The 20,271-nt window shown below is 63.9% G+C and carries 20 protein-coding genes; 5 read left to right on the forward strand and 15 right to left on the reverse strand.

From position 1 onward, the window contains the following. Positions 1 to 19 precede the first annotated feature (19 nt). Genes KRX12_RS08655 through KRX12_RS08670 form a run of 4 tightly spaced genes read left to right on the forward strand, consistent with a single transcriptional unit; the run spans position 20 to position 1,968 of the window. Entirely contained in the window at positions 20 to 550 is a 531-nt protein-coding gene (locus tag KRX12_RS08655) for a YbjN domain-containing protein (RefSeq protein ID WP_218366365.1), read from the forward strand. Positions 551 to 561: 11 nt separating this feature from the next. After that, complete coding sequence (locus KRX12_RS08660; protein WP_218366366.1) at positions 562 to 966, forward strand: YbjN domain-containing protein; 405 nt, start codon at positions 562 to 564, stop codon at positions 964 to 966. 10 nt (positions 967 to 976) lie between these two features. Continuing rightward, positions 977 to 1,480 carry a hypothetical protein gene (locus KRX12_RS08665; RefSeq protein ID WP_151548658.1) on the forward strand — a complete coding sequence of 168 codons (504 nt, stop codon included), beginning with the start codon at positions 977 to 979 and terminating at the stop codon, positions 1,478 to 1,480. After that, complete coding sequence (locus KRX12_RS08670) at positions 1,477 to 1,968, forward strand: hypothetical protein (protein ID WP_218366367.1); 492 nt, start codon at positions 1,477 to 1,479, stop codon at positions 1,966 to 1,968. Before KRX12_RS08665 ends, KRX12_RS08670 begins: the two co-directional genes overlap by 4 nt. Positions 1,969 to 2,079: 111 nt before the next feature. Here KRX12_RS08670 and nusB read toward each other — a convergent pair whose 3' ends face one another. From nusB to aspS, 15 genes are all read right to left on the reverse strand, one after another. Next, a complete protein-coding gene (gene nusB, locus KRX12_RS08675) occupies positions 2,080 to 2,700 on the reverse strand; it encodes a transcription antitermination factor NusB (protein WP_218366368.1) in 621 nt (206 codons plus the stop codon). 85 nt (positions 2,701 to 2,785) lie between these two features. Beyond that, positions 2,786 to 3,349 carry an elongation factor P gene (gene efp, locus KRX12_RS08680; RefSeq protein WP_151528678.1) on the reverse strand — a complete coding sequence of 188 codons (564 nt, stop codon included), beginning with the start codon at positions 3,347 to 3,349 and terminating at the stop codon, positions 2,786 to 2,788. Positions 3,350 to 3,463: 114 nt separating this feature from the next. Next, the gene (locus KRX12_RS08685) at positions 3,464 to 4,555 is read right to left on the reverse strand and encodes an aminopeptidase P family protein (protein WP_218363335.1); all 1,092 of its coding nucleotides are present in this window, start codon (positions 4,553 to 4,555) and stop codon (positions 3,464 to 3,466) included. A gap of 54 nt (positions 4,556 to 4,609) precedes the next feature. Then, positions 4,610 to 5,047, reverse strand: a complete 438-nt coding sequence (gene aroQ / locus KRX12_RS08690) for a type II 3-dehydroquinate dehydratase (protein WP_218366369.1) — start codon at positions 5,045 to 5,047, stop codon at positions 4,610 to 4,612. Then, positions 5,035 to 6,117, reverse strand: a complete 1,083-nt coding sequence (gene aroB / locus KRX12_RS08695) for a 3-dehydroquinate synthase (RefSeq protein WP_218366370.1) — start codon at positions 6,115 to 6,117, stop codon at positions 5,035 to 5,037. Before aroB ends, aroQ begins: the two co-directional genes overlap by 13 nt. Before the next feature lie 21 nt (positions 6,118 to 6,138). Then, positions 6,139 to 6,669: a shikimate kinase gene (locus tag KRX12_RS08700; protein ID WP_218363338.1), complete on the reverse strand. Its 531-nt coding sequence runs from the start codon at positions 6,667 to 6,669 to the stop codon at positions 6,139 to 6,141. Positions 6,670 to 6,675: 6 nt separating this feature from the next. Continuing rightward, positions 6,676 to 7,878: a chorismate synthase gene (gene aroC, locus KRX12_RS08705; protein WP_151528673.1), complete on the reverse strand. Its 1,203-nt coding sequence runs from the start codon at positions 7,876 to 7,878 to the stop codon at positions 6,676 to 6,678. 65 nt (positions 7,879 to 7,943) lie between these two features. Next, a complete protein-coding gene (locus KRX12_RS08710; protein ID WP_218366371.1) occupies positions 7,944 to 8,405 on the reverse strand; it encodes a prepilin peptidase in 462 nt (153 codons plus the stop codon). Positions 8,406 to 8,474: 69 nt separating this feature from the next. Then, the gene (locus KRX12_RS08715; protein ID WP_218366372.1) at positions 8,475 to 9,323 is read right to left on the reverse strand and encodes a shikimate dehydrogenase; all 849 of its coding nucleotides are present in this window, start codon (positions 9,321 to 9,323) and stop codon (positions 8,475 to 8,477) included. A gap of 239 nt (positions 9,324 to 9,562) precedes the next feature. Continuing rightward, entirely contained in the window at positions 9,563 to 10,762 is a 1,200-nt protein-coding gene (gene mltG / locus KRX12_RS08720; protein WP_255549045.1) for an endolytic transglycosylase MltG, read from the reverse strand. Between the two features lie 61 nt (positions 10,763 to 10,823). Then, a complete protein-coding gene (ruvX, locus tag KRX12_RS08725; RefSeq protein ID WP_218366373.1) occupies positions 10,824 to 11,342 on the reverse strand; it encodes a Holliday junction resolvase RuvX in 519 nt (172 codons plus the stop codon). A gap of 283 nt (positions 11,343 to 11,625) precedes the next feature. Further along, complete coding sequence (alaS, locus tag KRX12_RS08730; protein WP_218366374.1) at positions 11,626 to 14,289, reverse strand: alanine--tRNA ligase; 2,664 nt, start codon at positions 14,287 to 14,289, stop codon at positions 11,626 to 11,628. Between the two features lie 55 nt (positions 14,290 to 14,344). Beyond that, complete coding sequence (locus tag KRX12_RS08735; protein WP_218366375.1) at positions 14,345 to 15,721, reverse strand: replication-associated recombination protein A; 1,377 nt, start codon at positions 15,719 to 15,721, stop codon at positions 14,345 to 14,347. Positions 15,722 to 15,738: 17 nt separating this feature from the next. After that, a complete protein-coding gene (locus tag KRX12_RS08740) occupies positions 15,739 to 17,019 on the reverse strand; it encodes a phosphotransferase family protein (protein WP_218363345.1) in 1,281 nt (426 codons plus the stop codon). A 368-nt stretch (positions 17,020 to 17,387) separates the two neighbouring features. After that, positions 17,388 to 19,181 carry an aspartate--tRNA ligase gene (gene aspS / locus KRX12_RS08745; protein ID WP_218366376.1) on the reverse strand — a complete coding sequence of 598 codons (1,794 nt, stop codon included), beginning with the start codon at positions 19,179 to 19,181 and terminating at the stop codon, positions 17,388 to 17,390. Positions 19,182 to 19,369: 188 nt separating this feature from the next. Here aspS and KRX12_RS08750 point away from each other — a divergent pair, with 188 nt between their 5' ends. Further along, positions 19,370 to 20,245 carry a neutral zinc metallopeptidase gene (locus KRX12_RS08750; RefSeq protein WP_218366377.1) on the forward strand — a complete coding sequence of 292 codons (876 nt, stop codon included), beginning with the start codon at positions 19,370 to 19,372 and terminating at the stop codon, positions 20,243 to 20,245. Positions 20,246 to 20,271: the final 26 nt, after the last annotated feature.

The raw sequence follows: 20,271 nt of genomic DNA on the forward strand, positions 1-20,271 counted from the left end.
TGCTTTAAGGAGTGAATCAGTGGATTCAGCCGACACCGCTGCCGACGAGCAGCTACTTATGCCCCTCACTATCGAGCGGGTGGCCGCCGTGCTACGCGAACAGGACCTCGAGTTCGACGCCATCGAGGGCGCTATTCGCACCGGCTTCTATGACGCCGCCATCGGCATCGTGGTGCACGAGGGCACCCTGCTGCTCGACGCCCGCTGGCGCGGCGAGCCGAGCCCCGATCAGGGCAATGATCTGCTCCAAGCCGCCCATGAATGGAACGTGCTGGAGATCAAACCCACCATGTATGTCGGGGCCGCCTCCGGCAGCGAGGACGGCGTGGAGGTGCACCTGCAGCGGGCCTTGCCGGCGCTGAATAAAGCCGGCGGCTACACCCATAATCAGCTGGGGCTGTTCGTGGTGTCCTTCTTCACCGCCACGGCTACCGCCTGCGACTATCTGGCCAATTCCTTCCCCGATCTGGTCACCTGGGAGCGCCCCGAGGCGGAGCCCGCCCCCGAGGCCGATGCGCCCGCCCCCACCTCCGAGAACGACAACGCTTAAAGGATCACGCCGTGCCTGAACTCAACGCAGTCACCTATGCCCGCGTCAAGGACGCCTTGGCCAGTGTCGATGTGGAGCTGGAAGACATCGACTTCCCCGATGTGGGCCATGCCCGCCTCAATAACATCGATACCTTCATCGCCGTGCTGGACAATCAGTCCGTGATCGTGCGCGCCGAATATCCGCTCGATTCCCTCGAGGGCCCGTGGTTTGCCGCCTGCAACCACTTCAATGCCCGCCTGCACGGGGTCAAAGCGGTAGTCGCCACCTCCGGCGATACCCACGGCCTGCGCACCGAGTCCGAGTTTCCTGTCTCTGCCTATATGAGCGATGCGCAGCTGCAGGAGTCGCTGGAGATCCGTATCGACCTGGTTCTTGCCGGCATGAAGGCCCTGCAGGATCTCGGGAAAAAGTAAGTTCACTATCGTGGCGCGCCGCTCCCATCCCGCAGCACTACGCATCTTCGAGGCTGTTCATGCCTGGTTGCGTAGTGTGCGCCTGCCGGTGAGGTTCGGCCATGAGTCCTTTCTCGTCACCACCGACCACGCGGCGGTGGAAATCACCTACGATCCCTACCGCGATGCCCTGGTGGTGCACGGTATGTGGCCCAAGGAGGCCACCGTCGATACCCTCGAGCGCTTGACGAACTTCGTGGACTTTTGGAACGTCAACCGCATCCAGCCCATCGGCTATATGCTCACCGGCGAGGACGCCTCCCTCGGCGTGGGCTGTGTGGTGCATCTTCCCGATGCCTCCCAGTGCAGCGCGGAAGAATTGGGCGATGCCGTGGATCACTACCTTGCGATGGTGGACATCTTCTTCATCGAAATGGAGCACTTCTTGCCCGATGTGTGTGGTACCACCGTGGATCACCACCCCTACATGCTGCGGCTGCCCACCATGCCGATTATCGAAAGCCCGCCCCGATGAGCGTTCATTATCTCCATCTCGTGGAGGCGATCTCCGCCCACGCCCGCATCATCGATCGGCACCGCGGAATACGGTTCTGCTTTCCCGATCATCCCTTGGTTTTTCACGCCCATCTGCGCGCCCCGGCGGTGATGTTCATTTCCGCGAGCGAAGCCTTGCGGGAGTGCTATACCGCCGAGCAGCGCCACGACGCCGTCCTCGCCGCCAATGGCTACCACCAGGAAGGCCATCACGCGAAGCTCGGGATAGCCCAGTTCGGCCAGTCCGAGGCGCTCACTGCTATGGGCACCGCATCGACCTTCCTCGTGGACTCACTCACCACCGCCCGCCTGGAGCGGCATGTTCTACGCTGCTGCTACGACATTGCCGACGCGCTGCACTGGCTGAGCACCACCCTCGATACCCCCACCATCGTTCCTGCCCCCAACCCCGAGTGGTTGCCCCTGACTCTCAACGGGCCGTGGACGGAGCCGGATACACGCGCCTAGAACGGGCCAGCACAGACAACAACCGCCGGGAACTCTGCTACTACGCAGCGGAGTTCTCGGCGGTATTCGGTATGTGGGAAGAGGAGGAACCTCAGCGACCAGTGCGGGTGCTTAGCGGTCCTGATCCTGCTCGGGCTCCTGCTCCGGCTCCGCCACTGCGGCAGCATCGCTGTCGGCGGGAATATCCTCATCGTCGACCGTAACGGGCACGGGGCCTTCGAGGGTCTCGTTAGCCTCGTCGAGGGTGTCCTCGTCTGCGTCGTCTTCCGCGGGCTGCAGTTCCTCGGCCTTGATGTCCTCGAGGTTCTTCGCCACTGCGTCGAGCACGGCATTGATATAGGGAGAGGCCACGGGGGTGGAGTATTCGCTGCCGAGCTCTACCCCCTCCACCACGGCGGTGCGACGCGGCACATCCGGGTTGAAGAGCAGCTCCCAGCCAGAGACACGCAGGATGGCGCGGTCGACGGCGGGCAGGCGATCGAGTTCCCACTCGGCGGCGAGGAAACGCTCGATGACCTCATCGATGCGGTCGAGCTCGACCGCCACACCCTCGACGATCTCGCGGGTATAGGGCTTGATGGGAGCCACCCCGGCATTCTGGTCCTGGGAGAGCGTCGCGCGCTCATCCACCAAGGCCACGGGATCGATATCGCGGGCCTCTGCCTCGAAGAGGATATCGACGGCGCGGCGACGCGCCTTATACCGAGTTCCCCGCCGCTTGAAGTCAGTCACAGTCTCCTCAGAACTTCCTGATAGTAAAAAGAATGCGCACGCCGCGCGGCACTTGTCCGCGAGACGTGCATGTGCAGTGTGGTGCTTAGTTGTTCACGCGGGACAGGTACTCGCCGGTGCGGGTATCGACCTTCACCACGTTGCCAGTCTCGAGGAACAGCGGCACCTGGATCTCGGCGCCGGTCTCGAGGGTGGCGGGCTTGGTGCCGCCGGTGGAGCGGTCGCCCTGCAGGCCCGGATCGGTGTGCTCCACCTTCAGCTCCACGGCCACCGGCAGATCGGCGAAGAGGGCCTCGCCCTCGTGGAAGGAGACCTGCACGGGCATGTTCTCCAGCAGGAAGCGGGCGGAGTCGCCGATCAGGTGCGGCTCCAGCTCAACCTGCTCGAAGGTCTTATCGTCCATGAACACGTAGGCGGTGCCGTCGTTGTACAGGTAGGTCATGTCGCGGCGATCCACCAGCGCGGTCTCCACCTTCACGCCGGCGTTGAAGGTCTTGTCTACGGTCTTGCCGGAGACAACGTCCTTCAGCTTGGTGCGCACGAATGCGGGCCCCTTGCCCGGCTTGACGTGCTGGAACTCGATAATCTGCTGCAGCTTGTTATCAATCTTCAGCACAAGACCATTCTTGAAATCGGCGGTAGTTGCCACGTGTTTAGCTCCTTCGGGCCCGCGCCCAACGACGTCGGCTGCGGGAAAGGTTTCCCCGCCGCCGCGCGGCGCGAGCACTCAACAATATGAAAGCGTGTACTTGACCAAACCAGACTACACCACGGTGAGCTGCTTGCTCACCTTGGTAATAATCTCGGGCTGGCCGTCGGTGATGATGAGGGTGTCCTCGATACGCACGCCACCCTTGCCGGGAACGTAAATACCCGGCTCGATGGTCAGCGTCATGTCCTTCTCCAGCACGTGGGTGCTGGTCTGGGCGGCAGCGGGGGCCTCGTGCACGTCGAGGCCAACACCGTGGCCGGTGGAGTGCACGAAGTACTCGCCATATCCGGCCTCCTCGATGACCTCGCGGCAGGCGCGGTCGATATCGACCAGCTTCGCGCCAGGTCGCGAGGCCTCCACCCCGGCGAGCTGGGCCTTGAGCACCACCTCGTAGATCTCGCGGGCGAAGTCGCTGGCCTCGCCGATCATAATGGTGCGGGTCATATCCGAGTTAAAGCCGCGGTCGTGGGCGCCGAAGTCGATGGTGACGATATCGCCGTGCTCGAGCACCCTATCGCCGGCGCCGTGGTGCGGCTTCGCCGAGTTCGGGCCGGAGGCCACGATGGTATCGAAGGACACCCGCTCGGAGCCGAGCATGCGCATCCGGTACTCCAGATCGGCGGCGACCTGCCGCTCGGTGCGGCCCGCGGCCACCTCGCCGGCGGCGAGCATGTCCAGATAGGCCTGGGAGGCCAGCGCCGCGACGTCGCGCAGCCGCTGCTTTTCCACATCGTCCTTAATCAGCCGCAGCTTCTCGATGATGCCGCTGACCGGCACCAGGGTGACATCCTCGGGGCAGGCCTTCTCGAGGGCCTCCAGCTCAGAGACGGTGACATAGTCGGCCTCATAGCCCACGCGGCGATGCCCTTCGACCCGCTTGAGCAGCCCGGTGGCGCAGCGACGCTCCAGCACAGCCTCAATATCTGGGACTTCTTCTGCGATCTGAGTGGTATAGCGGCCATCGGTGGCGATGCTGGCGGTGAGATCCTTATTCACCAGCAGTGCCGCATTGGATCCGGAGAACCCGGAGAGATAGCGCACGTGGGTGAGATGGGTAACCAGCATGACATCGACGCGTTGGCTATTCAGCTCGGCAGACAGCGCGCGGCGGCGGGTGAGGAATCGGGTATCGCTCAAAGACATCTATTCAGGGCCCCTCTCGGCTCAAATCGTGTGTGGTCTGGATCTAGCTCAACTCTAGGTGATGCGCTCGGCGAGGTACTCGAGGGCGAGTTCATAGCCTTTTACCCCGAGGCCGGCGATCACCCCGAGCGCGATAGGGCTGAGATAGGAATGGTGGCGGAAAGGCTCGCGGGCGTGCACATTCGAGATGTGCACCTCGACGAAGCCCTGGCCATCCGCGATCTCGGCGAGAGCATCGCGCAGCGCTACCGAGGTGTGGGTCAATCCGCCGGGGTTGATGATGACTGCGGCGCCCTGATCGGCGGCGTCATGCACCCAATCGATGAGCTGGCCCTCGTGATTGGATTGGCGGCACTCCACCGCGAGGCCCAGCTGCTGGGCGCGGTTGGCGAGCCGCTGCTCGACGTCGTCAAGCGTCGTGCTGCCATAGACCTCGGGCTGGCGCTTGCCGAGACGGTTGAGGTTCGGGCCGTTGAGAATTAGGACGTCCATGCCACCACCTGCTCATATGCCTGGCGCAGCTGCTCGTCGGTGGTGTCCTCTAACCGGGTGGTCTCTCCCACCCCGGTGAGGCCAACGAAGCGAATGGAGCCGCCGCGGTTCTTTTTATCCTTGCGCATGCCGGCGAGCAGCTGCTCAAAGCTGGCGCCGTTGTAGCCGGTGGGCAGGCCCACGCTGGAGATGATCGCGCGGTGGCGCTCCACCTCGGCCGCGGAGAGCTCGCCGCGGATCTGCGAGAGCGCGGCAACATACATCATGCCCACCGCCACCGCATTGCCGTGGCGCCAGCGGAACTGCTCATTGAGTTCCACAGCGTGGCCGAAGGTGTGGCCATAGTTGAGGATTTCGCGCAGATTCGATTCCTTCAGATCGGCCGCGACGACCGCGGCTTTGACCGCCACGGAGCGAGCAATCAACTCCGGCAGATGTCCGGTGGGCTCCACGCAGGCGGCCGGGTCGGACTCGTAGAGGGCGAGAATCTCCGGATCGCGGATGAACCCAGTTTTGATGATTTCTGCGGACCCGGCGATGATCTCCTCCCGCGGCAGGGTCGCGAGGCAGTCGAGATCAATGAAGACGCCGAAGGGCTCGTGGAAGGCGCCCACGAGGTTTTTCCCGGCCGCGGTATTGATGCCGGTTTTGCCGCCGACAGCGGCGTCCACCATCGCCAGCAGCGTGGTGGGGCAATGAATCACCTTGATTCCACGCATCCAGGAGGCGGCGATGAAACCAGCGGCGTCGGTGCAGGCACCACCGCCCACAGAGACCACCACATCGCGGCGGGAAAATTCGAGCCTGCCCAGCTCGTCCCACATGCGCCCCGCCTCGGCGAGGGTTTTGCCGGATTCCGCATCGGCCAGCTCCAGGGGATGCACCTCCATGCCGGCGGAGCTGAGGGCGGCGCCGATCCGCGCCGCGATGTGCTCCACGGAATGCTGATGGATGATCGCCACCTTGCGGGCGTCTGCGGCGCTGCTCACCAGCTCGCTCAGCGCCGGCGCGATACCGTGTTCGATGACGACCTCATAGGGGGAGGCGCCGTTGACGGGGATGGAACGCATGATTGTCCTTGCTACGGGGTATTAGACGCTGGGCTCGGGTTCGCAGACGGTCTCGAGATAGGCGAGCACGTCGGCGACCACCCGCTGTGGGCTGCGCTCATTGGAGCGAACGCGGAAGGTGGCGACATCCTTGTAATAGCCGATGCGCTCGTCGTAAAGCTGCTGATAGCGCTCGCGCGGATTCTCGGACTGCAGGATGGGCCGCGAGGAATCCTGGGCGGTGCGGCGCAGCCCCTCCTCGACGGAGATATCGATCCACACCACGGAGTGATGATCGAGTGCGGCGCGCACGGAGTCGGTGACCACTGCCCCGCCGCCGAGGGAGACAATGGCGTCCTGATCGAGCGCTTCCGCCACCACTTCTGCCTCGAGGGCGCGGAACTTCTGCTCACCGAGGCGGGAGAATACCTCGCCACAGGGCTCGCCTTCGCGCTCCTCGATCATCTGATCAGTATCCACAAGGGGGATGTTCAGCGCCCGCGAGAGGCGGCGACCAATGGTGGATTTCCCCGCACCAGGCAGGCCAACGAGAACAACTCGAGGGGTTCCCATGTGTTTTTAGAACTCCAATCGCTTAGCAACGCTTTCGGTATAAGTATCGACATTTCGCTTAGTCTCGGCAAGCGAATCACCGCCGAATTTCGCCAGCACAGCGCGGGCGAGCACGAGAGCAACCATTGCTTCGGCCACCACTCCGGCGGCGGGGACGGCACACACATCGGAGCGCTGGTGGATGGCGGTGGCAGCATCGCCAGAAGCCATATCCACCGTCTGCAGGGCCCGCGGCACCGTGGAGATCGGCTTCATTGCGGCCCGCACGATCAGCGGCTGGCCATTGGTCATACCGCCCTCTAGGCCACCAGCCCGGTTGGACAGTCGATCCACACCATCTGCGGTGCGCACCATTTCATCGTGAGCCTGGGAGCCGGGGCGGACGGCCTCGAGGAAGCCATCGCCGATCTCCACGCCCTTGATGGCCTGGATGCCCATGATCGCCCCCGCCAATTGGGCGTCGAGGCGATCCTCGCCGGAGGTATAGGAGCCCAAACCGATGGGCAGGCCATTGACCACGACTTCCACCACGCCGCCGAGGGTGTCGCCGGACTTTTTCGCCTTGTCGATATGCGCGATCATGGACTCCTCGGCGGCCTTATTGGCGGCGCGCACCGGGGAGGCATCGATATCCTCAAGCTGCTCGAAGCTGGGGGTGGGGCCGTCATAGGGCTCGGATTCGCCAATCGAGATCACATGGGAGAACACTTCCACTCCGATGGTCTCGCGCAGGAAATTACGCGCTAGCACGCCAAGCGCCACCCGGGCCGCGGTTTCGCGGGCGGAGGCACGCTCCAGCACCGGCCGGGCCTCGTCGAATCCGTACTTGATCATGCCGGAAAAATCGGCATGCCCAGGTCGGGGCCGGGTGAGCTTGGCACCGCGGCCGGAGGACATCGCCTTCTGCACCTCGGGGTCGTTTTCATCCAATGGCGAGGCGGACATGATGGTGGTCCACTTGGGCCACTCGGTATTGCCGATCATGATGGCGATCGGCGCACCCATCGTTCTGCCGTGGCGCACCCCAGTGAGCAGGGACAGCTCATCGGCTTCGAACTTCATGCGGGCGCCGCGGCCATAACCGAGGCGACGCCGAGCGAGATGCGCCGAGATCTCCTCCAAGGTGATCGGCACGCCCGCAGGCAGGTGTTCCATGGTGGCGATTAGGGCTTGACCGTGGGATTCCCCAGCTGTAGTCCATCGAAGCATGCCCCATATTCTTGCACGCCGCGGCTGGATACACGCACATCTACCCCCGTTTAATTTCGCCGCCCTTAAACCGCGGCGCACAGCAGCGCGGCCATGAGCGTCGCCGTGACCATCCCCGGCCCGTGTGGGACGCGGCCGCGCGCTGCTGCCGCGGGCACAAGCTGCAGGTGCTGGAGGGCGGCGTCGATAAGCGTGAGTACTGCCGCACCGGCAATGACCCACGGCAGCACGAGCGCCCCCTGAGCTGCGGCGATAATACCTAGAGAGACGGCGAGTTTGACGTCTCCGCCGCCGATTCCCCAGCCCCGCCACCACGCGAGCGCGTAGCTGGCGCCCCAGAGCAGACCGCCCCACCACGCGGCGGGAAAGAGCACGAGCGCCATGAGAATGGCCGGCAGGGTGAGCGCATTGGGCAGGCGAGCGTGAACGCGATCCCAGCCGGCCGCAAGAATGAGCAGCACGCAGATGGCACTCAGCAGCAGCAGCTGCGGATTGCCGCCGAGCGCGGCGTAGACGATTGTGAACACATACTCCCCCTCGATATGTGCTGAACTATCCGGCCCGCTCCCCCGCGCTGTCACAGGGGAGGGAAAAACTTACCCGGCGCCGGCGATCTCGGTGGCCGATACCCCGGTGGCTTCGGCGAGCGCGGCCACCATGGAATCCTTGGGTGCGGCGACGCCGGTGAATTGTTCGAATTGGCTCAAGGCCTGAAAGGCGAGCATGCTCAGCCCGCCCACGCACGCCAGGCCGCGTTGTCTCCCCACCGCGACGAGCGGGGTGGGCCAGGGATCGTAGATGACATCGAAGATCGGCGCGTGGGCGATATGCTCTTCCTTGCCCTGGACCACGGCGGCGGGCACCGTGGAGATCACCACGGCACTGCGGCGACAGGCCTCGGCGATCGCCGTCGTGTCCTCCCAGGACAACCAGCGCAGCGGCGCCTCGCAGAGCGAGCGCAGCTCCTCGGTTTTATCGCTGCGGTTAATCACGGTGATCTCCGCGGCACCGAGCTGGCCTGCGGCGTAGATGGCAGGACGGGCGGTACCGCCACCGCCGATAACCACCACGGGCTGAGCGGCCAGCTCCACGCCGAGTACCCCGAGCCCGCCGTAGATACCCTCCACATCGGTATTATCGGCGCGCCAGCCGTTCTCGCAGCGCACAAGCGTATTGGCTGAGCCGATGGCCCGGGCGCGCGGGCTGCGTTCCACAGCGTGAGCAGCGGCCTCGAACTTGCAGGGCATCGTCACCGAAAAACCGGCGATCTCTGGGTCTGCGGCGGCCTCGGCCATGACCGTGGCCATCTCCTCGGCTACGGTCTCGCGGCGGCTATAGCTCCACTGGCTCAGACCGGCGGCTTGGTAGCCGGCGTTGTGCAAGACCGGGGAGAGGGAATGGGCGATCGGGGATCCTAAAACTGCGGCGCGTGGCATGTCTGCCATTGTCTCGCCTCACTCGGGCGCTGTCCACACACCGCGGCGAGGTGGGGGCGGCGCGGGGGATGCGCGCCGCCGCTTGAGCCCACCTCCTGCCCCATCGCTCCCGCCTTTTCGCGGACATGCGCGCGCCCACGCACACGCAGACATGCACAAACGCCCGCCCCCACTACATGGGAGGCGGGCGTCGTGTGTGCCTAGGGCGTACACCCCGAAGCGGAGCTAGCGCCCCAGCACCCTATGGCTTAGGGAGCCTCCGGCGCGGGCGGCTCCGGAGCTGCCGGGGGCTCGGGTTCTTCCCGGGCGCTGTCGAGCACGCCGTTTTGGATAGCGCGCTGAGTATCGGCCTGGTGCTGGTCGAAGTTGTCGTTGAACACGGTGGTGCCGTCCTTATCCACCGTCACGAAGAACAGCCAGTTGCCCTCGGCCGGGTTCTCCATGGCGCGCAGCGCCTCCTCAGAGGGGGCCGCGATGGGAGTCTCGGGCAGACCCTCCTTGGCATAGGTATTCCACGGGGTGACGCGGGAGCGGTCCTTATCGGTGGTGGCCACCTCCACCTCGGGCAGGCCGTAGTTCACGGTGGAGTCGAACTCGAGGCGCATCGGCTTATTGAGGCGGTTGAGAATGACTCGGGCTACCTTGTCGAAGTCACCGGCCGGCGCCTCTCGCTCGACCAGGGATGCGGCGATGAGCAGCTCATAGGGGCTCAGCCCCACGGCCTGGGCGCGAGTGACGATATCGGTGTCGTTATAGATCTTGGTGGAGCGGGCCACCAGATCCTTCAACACGGCAGTGGCATCGGCCTTGGGGTCGATCACATAGGTACCGGGGGCGATGAGCCCCTCGAGACGCTTCGGATCCGCCCCGCGGGCGCGCACCGGCTCGAGCGCCCATGCGGGCACGCCGAGCTCTTCGAGGTTCGCGTTGGCGGCCGCCTTTTCCAGCTCGGGCAGCGGGATGCACTCCCCTGCCGCGTCCTCGCAGCTGATGCGGGAGATCTCGGAGAGAATACCGGGCCGGATTTCGCCACTGACGGCGCGCACATCCATCAGGGTCTGGCCGCCGGGCACCTGCAGCGCCTCGGCCTTATTGGCGGGATCCACCAGCGCCGCCACGGCCGCCTCGGCGCTCATCTCGCCCTGCAGACGGTAGAAGCCGGGCTGAATGCTGGCGGCATCGGGGTTCGCACCGGCCGCCCGCTGGAAGGCACCATTGGACTTCACGATGCCGCGCTCGACCAACTCCCCTCCCAGCTCGGAGACGGACTCGCCCTCGTTGATCTGCACGAGCTCGATCTCGCCATTGCCCTCGCCGGAGTAGTCGGCGAGGCTCGGTGGATTTGCGCGCATCACGGCGATGTAGATGACGGAGCCGATGATAAGCAGCAGAGAGGCAACCAAAATAGCCACACCGCGCTGGCGCCTTTTGACATACACCGGTTCCATGCGCCTACCGCGCCGGGCTTGAGGACGTTGAGCCATAACTTATTTGAGCCTCTCAGATTCTTTACTCCTCGCCCTCGCGGCAGAGGCGGTTCTTCCGCGCGTCCAGCCACGATTGCAAGATTTCCACTGCAGCTGCCTGATCAATCACGTCTCGGCTCGTGCGGCTAGAGCGCCCCGCCGCGTGCATCGCCTGGGTGGCCACGACGGTGGTGAGGCGCTCATCGGCGAAACGCACGGGGATGCTGTGCCCCGCGCGAGTCAGCCGCCGGTTGATCCGGAACGCGATTTCTTTGGCATGCTTGACTGACTTGGAGCCATGTCCCTTGAGATCGCGCGGCAAACCGACCACGACCTCCACTACCTGACCGTCTTCGATGATCTCGATCAGACGGTCAATATCCGCTAGGTCTCTACCCCCGAACCCCGTCTGGCGCTGCACAGTTTCCACCGGCATAGCCAGCGAGGCGTCACGATCCGACATAGCGAGACCAATACGCGCCGTCCCGACGTCAATACCGAGCCGTCGACCCACTCCGGGATCATCAACCCCAGGCTCATCGGGTACTGGTTTATTGGCCATTCGCATCTTTCTATCTTCACAACGGGCATTGAGCACATAGCTACACCTACAATGTAGCGATTCGTAACCGTTTAGTGATAAATATTCCGGCGTGTGTTGCCCAGTAATATGGCTTTTCGACGCCCACCTCCCCCACACCACCCCTATTCATTCAAGTTTCACGACTTGACTAATGGGTCTGTGAGGAGCGGCGAGCCGTATCGATTCAGCGCATATTTATTTCTTATGACAAACGAAACACCCATCCCTTCTACCTCGGGATGGGTGCACGCGTTGCGGGCGTCTAGCCCTCGAGCGCTGCGGCTACTGCAGCGAAACCGGCAGCGATACCGGAGGCGTCAGAGCCAGAGCCCTGGGCCATATCCGGCTTGCCGCCGCCACGGCCACCAATGTGGCTGCCGAAGGTCTTGACCAACTCGCCGGCCTTGATGCCGTGGGACACCGCCTGGGAGGTGGCAGCAACGATGAAGGGCACCTTGCCGCCATTATCGCTGGCCAGCACCACCACGCCGGCGCGCTCGCCGAGGCGGTTCTTCAGATCAGAGGCCATCTCGCGCAGGTCTCCGCCGGAGAGGTTCTCGGCCGGGGTTGCGGTGATCAGCTCATAGCCGCCTACCTGGCGGGCCGAGGCAAGGATCTCGCCGGTCTGGGCGGCCAGCTGCTGCTTGTGCAGCTGGGCGATCTGCTTCTCGGCGGACTTGAGCTTCTCGGTCAGCTGGGAGATGCGCTCCGGCAGCTCCTCGCTGGGGGCCTTCAAGGAGCTAGCCAGGCCAGCGGCGAGGGCACGTTCGCGGGAGAGGTAGGAGAAGGAATCCAGGCCGGAATAAGCCTCAATGCGGCGCACTCCGGATCCCACCGAGGACTCACCCAGCACGGCCACGGGGCCGATCTGCGAGGAGTGCTGCACGTGGGTGCCGCCGCAGAGCTCCATGGAGAAGGGGCCACCGATTTCCACCACTCGCACATTGCGGCCATAGTTCTCGCCGAAGAGCGCCATCGCACCCATGGCCTTGGCCTCATCCAGGGTGGTTTCGATGGTATTGACCTGGTGGTCGGTATCCACAGCCTGATTGGTGATGTACTCGATCTGCTGCATCTGCTCCGGGCTCAGTGCCTGGGTGTAGTTGAAGTCGAAGCGCAGATAGCCCGGCTTATTCATCGAGCCAGCCTGGACGGCTGTGGGGCCGAGAACCTCCCGCAGCGCGGCGTGGATGAGGTGGGTGGCGGAGTGCGCCTGGCGGGCGGCGTGCCGCCACGCCGGATCGACGGCGGCGTGCACCTGCGCGCCTACGCCCAATTCACCGCCGACCACGCGGGCCTTGTGTACCCACAGCTTCTTGCCGATCTTCTGCACATCGCTGACCTCAAGATCGGCGGAGCCGGCGGTGATCCGGCCGCGATCACCCAGCTGGCCGCCCGCCTCGGCATACATCGGCGAGACGTCGAGGATCACCTCGACCTCCTCGCCTGGGGAGGCGGCGTCGAGACGCTGCCCCTGGCGGATCAGGCCCAGCACACGGGATTCGGACTCGAGGTTGTCATAGCCGACGAACTCGGTGGGGTGATCGTCCACGAACTCGCGGTAGACGGACATATCGGCATGGCCGTGCTTCTTGGCCACGCTATCGGCCTTAGCGCGGGCGCGTTGCTCGGCCATGAGCTGATCGAAGCCTTCGCGATCCACGTCGAGGCCCGCCTCGGCGGCCATCTCGAGGGTGAGATCGATCGGGAAGCCATACGTGTCGTGCAGGGCGAAGACCTTATCGCCGGAGAGGCTGGTCACCCCAGCGGAGCGGGCCTCGGCGGCGGCATTATCAAAGAGGTGCGTGCCCGATTCGAGCGTGCGCAGGAAGGCCTTTTCCTCATTAGTGGCCACCTGCAGAATGCGGGCGCGGGCGTCCGCGATCTCTGGGTAGGACAGCTCCATGGTGTCCATGATGGTGTTCATCAGCTGTTCCATGGTCTCGCCGGTGGCTCCGAGCAGCTTGGCGGAGCGGATGATGCGGCGCAGCAGCCGGCGCAGAATATAGCCGCGGCCCTCATTGCCCGGGGTGACACCATCGAGGATGAGCATCATGCCGGTGCGGGAGTGATCGGCAATCACGCGGAAACGAATATCGTTCTGGTGGTTCTTGCCATAGGTGGAGCCGGTGAGGGTCTCGGCCACGTCGATGACCGGGCGCAGCAGATCCGTCTCGTAGACATTGTCTACGCCCTGCATGATGCAGGCGACGCGCTCGATACCGAGGCCGGTATCAATGTTCTTCTTCGGCAGCGGGCCGAGAACCTCGAAGGAGTCCTTGCCGGTGCCCTCGCCGCGCTCATTCTCCATGAACACGAGGTTCCAGATCTCCATGTAGCGGTTATCATCCGCCACCGGGCCGCCCTCTTGGCCATATTCGGGGCCGCGATCGTAGTAGATCTCGGAGCAGGGGCCGCAGGGGCCGGGAATGCCCATGGACCAGTAGTTATCTGCCATGCCTAGGCGCTGGATGCGCTCGGTGGGTACACCGATCTTCTTATGCCAGATATCGGCGGCCTCGTCATCGTCGAGGTACACCGTGACCCAGAGCCGCTCCGGGTCGAGACCATAGCCGCCCTCGGCTACATCTCCGGTGAGCAGCTCCCAGGCATGGGTGATCGCGCCTTCCTTGAAGTACTGGCCGAAGGAGAAGTTGCCGGCCATCTGGAAGAAGGTGTTGTGGCGGGTGGTAATGCCCACCTCCTCGATGTCGAGGGTGCGCACACACTTCTGGATGGAGGTGGCCGTGCCATTGGGGAAAGGCGGATTCTGCTGGCCTAAGAAGTAGGGCTTGAAGGGAACCATGCCGGCGTTCACGAACAGCAGGGTGGGATCGTCAAGAATCAGCGAGGCGCTCGGCACGGCCTCGTGGCCTGCCTTCACGAAGTGCTGCGTAAAACGCTCTCGGATCTCATGAGTCTGCACGAAAAATTCCTCGCTTCACCGTGGTATGAGTGTCAATCTCTGGGTAGTTTACTCTTTAGCCGCGCACGATCCTGCGCAGGCGGCCGATAAAATCATACAGACGTTTTTCCGCGCCGTGCGTGCTCGGCTCATAGTAGACGGCATCCTCCAGCGCTTCGGGGATATAACGCTGCGCCACCACCCCGCGGGGATCGTCATGCGGATAGCTATACCCCACCGCATTGCCCAGCTTCTTTGCGCCTTCATAGTGCCCATCGCGCAGGTGCTGCGGCACCGGATAGTTCTTGCCTTGGCGCACATCCTCCAGCGCCCGGTCGATGGCCCGGTACACCGCATTGGACTTCGGTGCCGTGGCCAAATGCACCACCGCTTGGGCGAGCACGATACGTCCCTCGGGCAGGCCGATCAACTGCACAGCCTGGGCAGCAGCGGTGGCGGTGCTCAGCGCGGTGGGATCGGCCATGCCGATATCCTCGCTGGCGGCGATCACCAGCCGGCGGGCGATAAAGCGAGGATCCTCCCCCGCATCGATCATCCGCGCCAGATAGTGCAGGGCCGCATCCACATCCGAGCCGCGAATGGACTTGATAAAGGCACTGGTGACGTCATAGTGCTGGTCCCCATCGCGGTCGTAGCGCACGATCGCGCGATTGACGTTGTCCGCGATAGTTTCCAGTGTGAGCGTGCCGCCATCCTCAACGGCCTCCGCGCAGGCCTCGAGATAGGTGAGGCTGCGGCGGCCATCGCCGCCGGCGAGCAGCACCAGCTGCTCTAAGGCCTCATCATCGGCGCTAATGCGGCCACCGATGCCGCGTTCATCCTCGAGGGCGCGGGTGATCAGCTGCTTAATGGAGTCATCCTCCAGCGGGTTGAGCTGGAGCAACAGCGAGCGTGAAAGCAGCGGCGAGACCACCGAGAAACTCGGGTTCTCCGTGGTGGCGGCCACGAGCAGTACGGTGCGGTTCTCCACTGCGGCCAGCAGCGCGTCTTGCTGCGTTTTCGAAAAACGGTGCACCTCATCAATAAAGAGCACGGTTTGCTGGCCCTGGATGAGGCGGCGGCGCGCCTCATCGATGACCGCGCGCACCTCCTTCACCCCGCTATTGAGCGCCGAGAGCGCCACGAAGTGGCGGCCGGTGGCCGCACTCACCAGCGATGCGATCGTGGTCTTTCCTGTCCCCGGCGGGCCATAGAGAATCACCGAGGCGTCGCCGGAGCCCTCCACCAGCCGCCGCAGCGGCTTGCCTGGGCCAAGAAGGTGATCTTGTCCCACCACCTCGTCGAGGCTGCGCGGGCGCATCCGCGCTGCCAAGGGGGCGGCGGCACCGGGGTGGAAATAGTCCGCGGCGGGGGATCCTGCCGACATCCCTGCGGTACCGCCCGTGCCGGCCACGTCCGCACCGGCCGTATCAAACAGGCCTTGTTGGGGCATGTGTGCTCTACCTACTCCTAGTGCGTGTTCTCGCGCAGCGTCTCGGCCAACTCGGCACCGACGAATCGATCAATGACGTGTTGGGCAAAATCCACCACAGCGGGGAAACGGGGATCGTCTGAACGCTGGGCAAAGCGGATCAGTGCATCGAAGGTTTCGTAAATATCGATCTTCGCCAGCCGCTCCAGCTCGGCGGTGTCATCGAAGGAGTCGAGCATTTGCTGCGCGGACCAGCCCAAGTTAGTGTTCTGCGCGGCCTCGTCGACGGAGTCCTCAGCTGGGCTCATCTGATCGAGAATATTGAGCGGGCCGAAATTGAGGTGCCAGATCGACAGCACTGCCCAGCCCACGAGCGCGGTCACAATGCGGGCGCGCAAACGATCCGGGTTATTCACATTCGGCCACATGGCGCTCACCTCTTGGCGCCAGGCCTCCACGAAGAGATCCGCTTCCTGGTCGCTGAGCCGGTGAGAGAACACGAACTGGGGGAAGCCGGCGACCACGCAGGCCACATCGAAGGTGGCATCGCGGAAGCCCGCCCACTCATAGTCCAAGAATTCGGGGCGCTCCGAGTAGACGATGTTATCCGGAGACAGATCGAAGGGAGTGAACGCGCGGTGCTGACCGGAGACCAGGCGGCGCTGCGCCTCGTGGGCGAAACGTCGCACGGTGTCATCGACGACCACCCCGTGCTTCTCTAGGAACTCCAGGCCAGAGAGCACCCCGGTTTCCAGTGCCTGGTCCCGGTAGCCGGCGTGGGAGGCCTGTGCCCCATGCTTGGAGACCATGCGGCGAAAGAGGATGTCAAAGTCTTGTTCGTGATCGGCAGAGGCCGAGTGCAGCAGACCAAGGGCGCGGCCGAGGCGGCGCAACAGGGAGCGGCGCTGCTCGGTATCGGCCCGATCCATGAGATCGGCGAAAGTATCCACATCGCCGCAGTCGGAGATCACCAATAGGCGTTCTTCCATGTCATAGGCCAAGAGCACCGGCCCTGGGCGGACATCATTCGGCAGCGAGGTGGTGAATTGATAGGCCACCACTTCCCGCAGGAAGCGTGTGGGATCAAGAGGATCGTCCGAGGACGGCGAGTGTTTGACCACCACCGTGCGCTCTTGCAGATAGGGCGAGGGGGTGAGCTTCAACCGCAGCACGGTGGAATTGCCCGATCCCTCGAGAATCTCTGCGCCGACCAGCCTGAGGGAACCACCGTACCGCTTGCACAAGAGCTTTTCTGCACGAGCAACAACATGCTCGTGGATCTCTTCGACGGCCGCGGTGGGTGTGATTGTCGCCGACATGGGCGTGATCTCTCCTCGGTGGGGTTATGAGCTAAAAGTAATGTTCGGTTAAGACACCCGCGCATGAGCACCGCTCCCCTACGGGGCTATGCACGGCAGTACGCACGCACTCAATTCCTTACAGTCATGAGCACCATTGTGCCTGAGTGGCCGCTCCTACCGGTAGGGCCTGGGTGATATTCACAGCGACATCACATCCGCAGCCCCACGGTTCAACATCGCGCGAGACGGCGGGAGAATGCTCGCCATCTGGGTGCGCGCATGCGAAAGCGAGGGCGCTTCGCCTGCCGCACACTGTGCACGAGACTGCCACCCTCGCTGAGCGCGCTACCGCCACCACTGCGGGTGGCGGCCGCGATGCGTGCGGATTAGGACTGCGCGTCCTTCTCCTTCGGCTTGGCGTCGATACCCGATTCCTTACGCTGCTGCTTGGTGATCGGCGCCGGGGCCGCGGTGAGCGGATCCACTCCGCCACCCGACTTCGGGAAGGCGATGACATCGCGAATGGAGTCGAAGCCGCCCAGCAGGGAAACGATGCGGTCCCAGCCGAAGGCGATACCGCCGTGCGGCGGGGCGCCAAAGGCGAAGGCGTCGAGCAGGAAGCCGAACTTCTCCTGAGCTTCCTCATCGCTAATGCCCATCACCTTGAACACGCGCTCTTGCACATCGCGGCGGTGGATACGGATGGAGCCACCACCGATCTCATTGCCGTTGCAGACGATGTCATAGGCGTAGGCGGTGGCCTCACCCGGGTTCTCATCGAAGCTATCGATCCACTCGGGCTTCGGGGAGGTAAAGGCGTGGTGCACGGCGGTCCACTGGGAGTGTCCCAGAGCCACATCGCCGGAGGCGGTGGCGTCGGCAGAGGACTCGAATAGGGGCGCGTCCACCACCCAGGTGAAGGCCCAGTCGCCTTCCTTGATCAGGCCGAGCTTCTCGGCGATCGCGCCACGGGCCGCGCCCAGCAGAGCACGGGAGGACTTGGCATCGCCGGCGGCAAAGAAGATGCAGTCGCCGGGCTTGGCGCCGACGTGCTCGGCAATGCCGGCACGCTCGGCGTCGGTGATGTTCTTGGCCACCGGGCCGGCCAGCTCGCCGTCTTCGCCCACGAGGATATAGGCCAAGCCCTTCGCGCCGCGCTGCTTCGCCCACTCCTGCCAGGCGTCGAGCTGACGACGCGGCTGGGAGGCACCACCGTCCATCACCACGGCGCCCACGTAGTCATTCTGGAAGACGCGGAAGGTGGTGTCCTTGAAGAACTCGGTGCATTCCACCAGCGGGATATCGAAACGCAGATCCGGCTTATCGGAACCGTACTTCTCCATCGCCTCCTTGTAGGTCATGCGCGGGATCGGGGTGGAGATCTCGTAGCCGATCTCCTTCCACAGCGCCACCAGGATGTCCTCGGCCAGGGCGATGACGTCTTCCTGGTCCACGAAGCTCATCTCCACGTCCAGCTGGGTGAACTCCGGCTGGCGATCGGCGCGGAAGTCCTCATCGCGGTAGCAGCGCGCGATCTGGTAGTAGCGCTCCATGCCGGCCACCATGAGCAGCTGCTTAAATAGCTGCGGCGACTGCGGCAGGGCGTACCAGGAGCCCGGCTTGAGGCGCGCCGGAACGAGGAAGTCGCGGGCGCCCTCCGGGGTGGAACGGGTCAAGGTGGGGGTCTCGATCTCGAGGAAGCCGTGGCTATCGAGCACCGAGCGCGCCGCACGATTGACATTCGAGCGCAGCTTCATAGCGGCGGCCTGGCTGGAACGACGCAGATCCAGATAGCGGTACTTCAGGCGGGTTTCCTCGCCCACCTCACCGGAGGAGGATGCGTCCTCGATCTGGAAAGGCAGCGCCGAGGCCTCATTGAGGATCTCCAGCTCGGAGACGTTGACCTCCACATCGCCGGAGGCAAGGTTCGGGTTCTCGCTTCCTTCCGGACGCGGCTCGACCACACCGGTGACCTTCACACAGAACTCGCTGCGCAGCTTGTGTGCCTGCTCTGCCACCTCGGACTCGCGGAACACAACCTGCGCCACGCCGGAGCTATCGCGAAGATCAATAAAGATCACACCACCGTGGTCACGGCGACGCGCGACCCATCCGGTCAGCGTCACGGTGCTACCCGCGGTTTCTTTCCTTAAATCCCCTGCATAATGAGTACGCAACACTGAAGGCTGTCCCTTTCCTTTACATAAATATGTAGATCCGTGCTGAGTTTACCCGCCAGAGTGGACATATTCGACACCGGCCCCTGTGCACGCTTATCGACGCCATCCTCACCCCCGCACAGCGCTAGCGCCTCGCGACTGCAGCGAGAAGGCGTCGATAAGCGCAAAGAATGTGAGAATATAAACGCATGACTTTTCGTAAAGACGTTACGAGCGAGGGCAGCCGCGCCCGCACCGGCGGCGGTGGCCGAGCGGTAGCGCTAGGTGGCGGCGGCATTGGCACCCTGCTGCTCGTGGGGCTGTATCTATTCATGGGCGGCGATATTGGCAGCCTCGGCCAGCTCACCGCGCCCGAGCAACAAGTCCAGGGCGAGTCCGGCACGCTGGAGCACTGCCGTACCGGCGAGGACGCCAACACCTACGACGATTGCCGCGTGATGTTCACCGCCTTGTCGGTCGATGATGTGTGGCGCGAGCAGCTGCCGGCCCAGGCCGGCATCAACTACACCGAGCCCACCCCCGTGCTTTTTGAGGGCGCCACCCAATCCGGCTGTGGCATCGCCCAATCCGCCACCGGCCCCTTCTACTGCCCGCGGGATAACTCCGCCTACTTCGACACCTCATTTTTTAGCCAACTGGATCAGCTCGGCGGCGATTCCGGCCCACTCGCCCAGATGTATGTGGTGGCCCACGAATACGGCCACCACATCCAGAATCTGGAAGGCACCCTGGGCTTGAGCAACTACAACGATCCCGGCGCGGATTCGAATGCGGTGAAGATCGAGCTGCAGGCCGATTGCTATGCAGGGCTCTGGGCGCACTATGCCGATAAGGGCGAGGACGCCTATCTGGAGCCGATTACCGAAGAGCAGGTGCAGCAGGCCGTGGATACCGCGCGCGCCATTGGCGATGACAATATCCAACAACAGTCCGGTCGCGAGGTGCAGCCGGATAGTTGGACGCATGGTTCCTCCAAGCAGCGCCAGCAGGCCTTTATGACTGGCTACACCAGTGGACGCATGTCCACCTGCGACACCTTAGAGCGCGGCGGCTATACCAACTAGCGTTTCCGCCCGCCGCCGTGACACCC

Origin of the sequence: Corynebacterium sp. TAE3-ERU2, from assembly GCF_019209955.1 — a bacterium.
In the GTDB taxonomy this organism is placed as follows: domain Bacteria; phylum Actinomycetota; class Actinomycetes; order Mycobacteriales; family Mycobacteriaceae; genus Corynebacterium; species Corynebacterium megadyptis.

What these genes read in the sequence shown, in the direction of transcription:
- KRX12_RS08670 (WP_218366367.1), top strand. Translation starts at nt 1,477, where the DNA reads ATGAGCGTTCATTATCTCCATCTCGTGGAGGCGATCTCCGCCCACGCC.
- KRX12_RS08685 (WP_218363335.1), bottom strand. Translation starts at nt 4,555, where the DNA reads ATGTCTTTGAGCGATACCCGATTCCTCACCCGCCGCCGCGCGCTGTCT.
- aroQ (WP_218366369.1), bottom strand. Translation starts at nt 5,047, where the DNA reads ATGGACGTCCTAATTCTCAACGGCCCGAACCTCAACCGTCTCGGCAAG.
- aroB (WP_218366370.1), bottom strand. Translation starts at nt 6,117, where the DNA reads ATGCGTTCCATCCCCGTCAACGGCGCCTCCCCCTATGAGGTCGTCATC.
- KRX12_RS08700 (WP_218363338.1), bottom strand. Translation starts at nt 6,669, where the DNA reads ATGGGAACCCCTCGAGTTGTTCTCGTTGGCCTGCCTGGTGCGGGGAAA.
- aroC (WP_151528673.1), bottom strand. Translation starts at nt 7,878, where the DNA reads ATGCTTCGATGGACTACAGCTGGGGAATCCCACGGTCAAGCCCTAATC.
- KRX12_RS08715 (WP_218366372.1), bottom strand. Translation starts at nt 9,323, where the DNA reads ATGGCAGACATGCCACGCGCCGCAGTTTTAGGATCCCCGATCGCCCAT.
- mltG (WP_255549045.1), bottom strand. Translation starts at nt 10,762, where the DNA reads ATGGAACCGGTGTATGTCAAAAGGCGCCAGCGCGGTGTGGCTATTTTG.
- ruvX (WP_218366373.1), bottom strand. Translation starts at nt 11,342, where the DNA reads ATGGCCAATAAACCAGTACCCGATGAGCCTGGGGTTGATGATCCCGGA.
- KRX12_RS08735 (WP_218366375.1), bottom strand. Translation starts at nt 15,721, where the DNA reads ATGCCCCAACAAGGCCTGTTTGATACGGCCGGTGCGGACGTGGCCGGC.
- KRX12_RS08740 (WP_218363345.1), bottom strand. Translation starts at nt 17,019, where the DNA reads ATGTCGGCGACAATCACACCCACCGCGGCCGTCGAAGAGATCCACGAG.
- KRX12_RS08750 (WP_218366377.1), top strand. Translation starts at nt 19,370, where the DNA reads ATGACTTTTCGTAAAGACGTTACGAGCGAGGGCAGCCGCGCCCGCACC.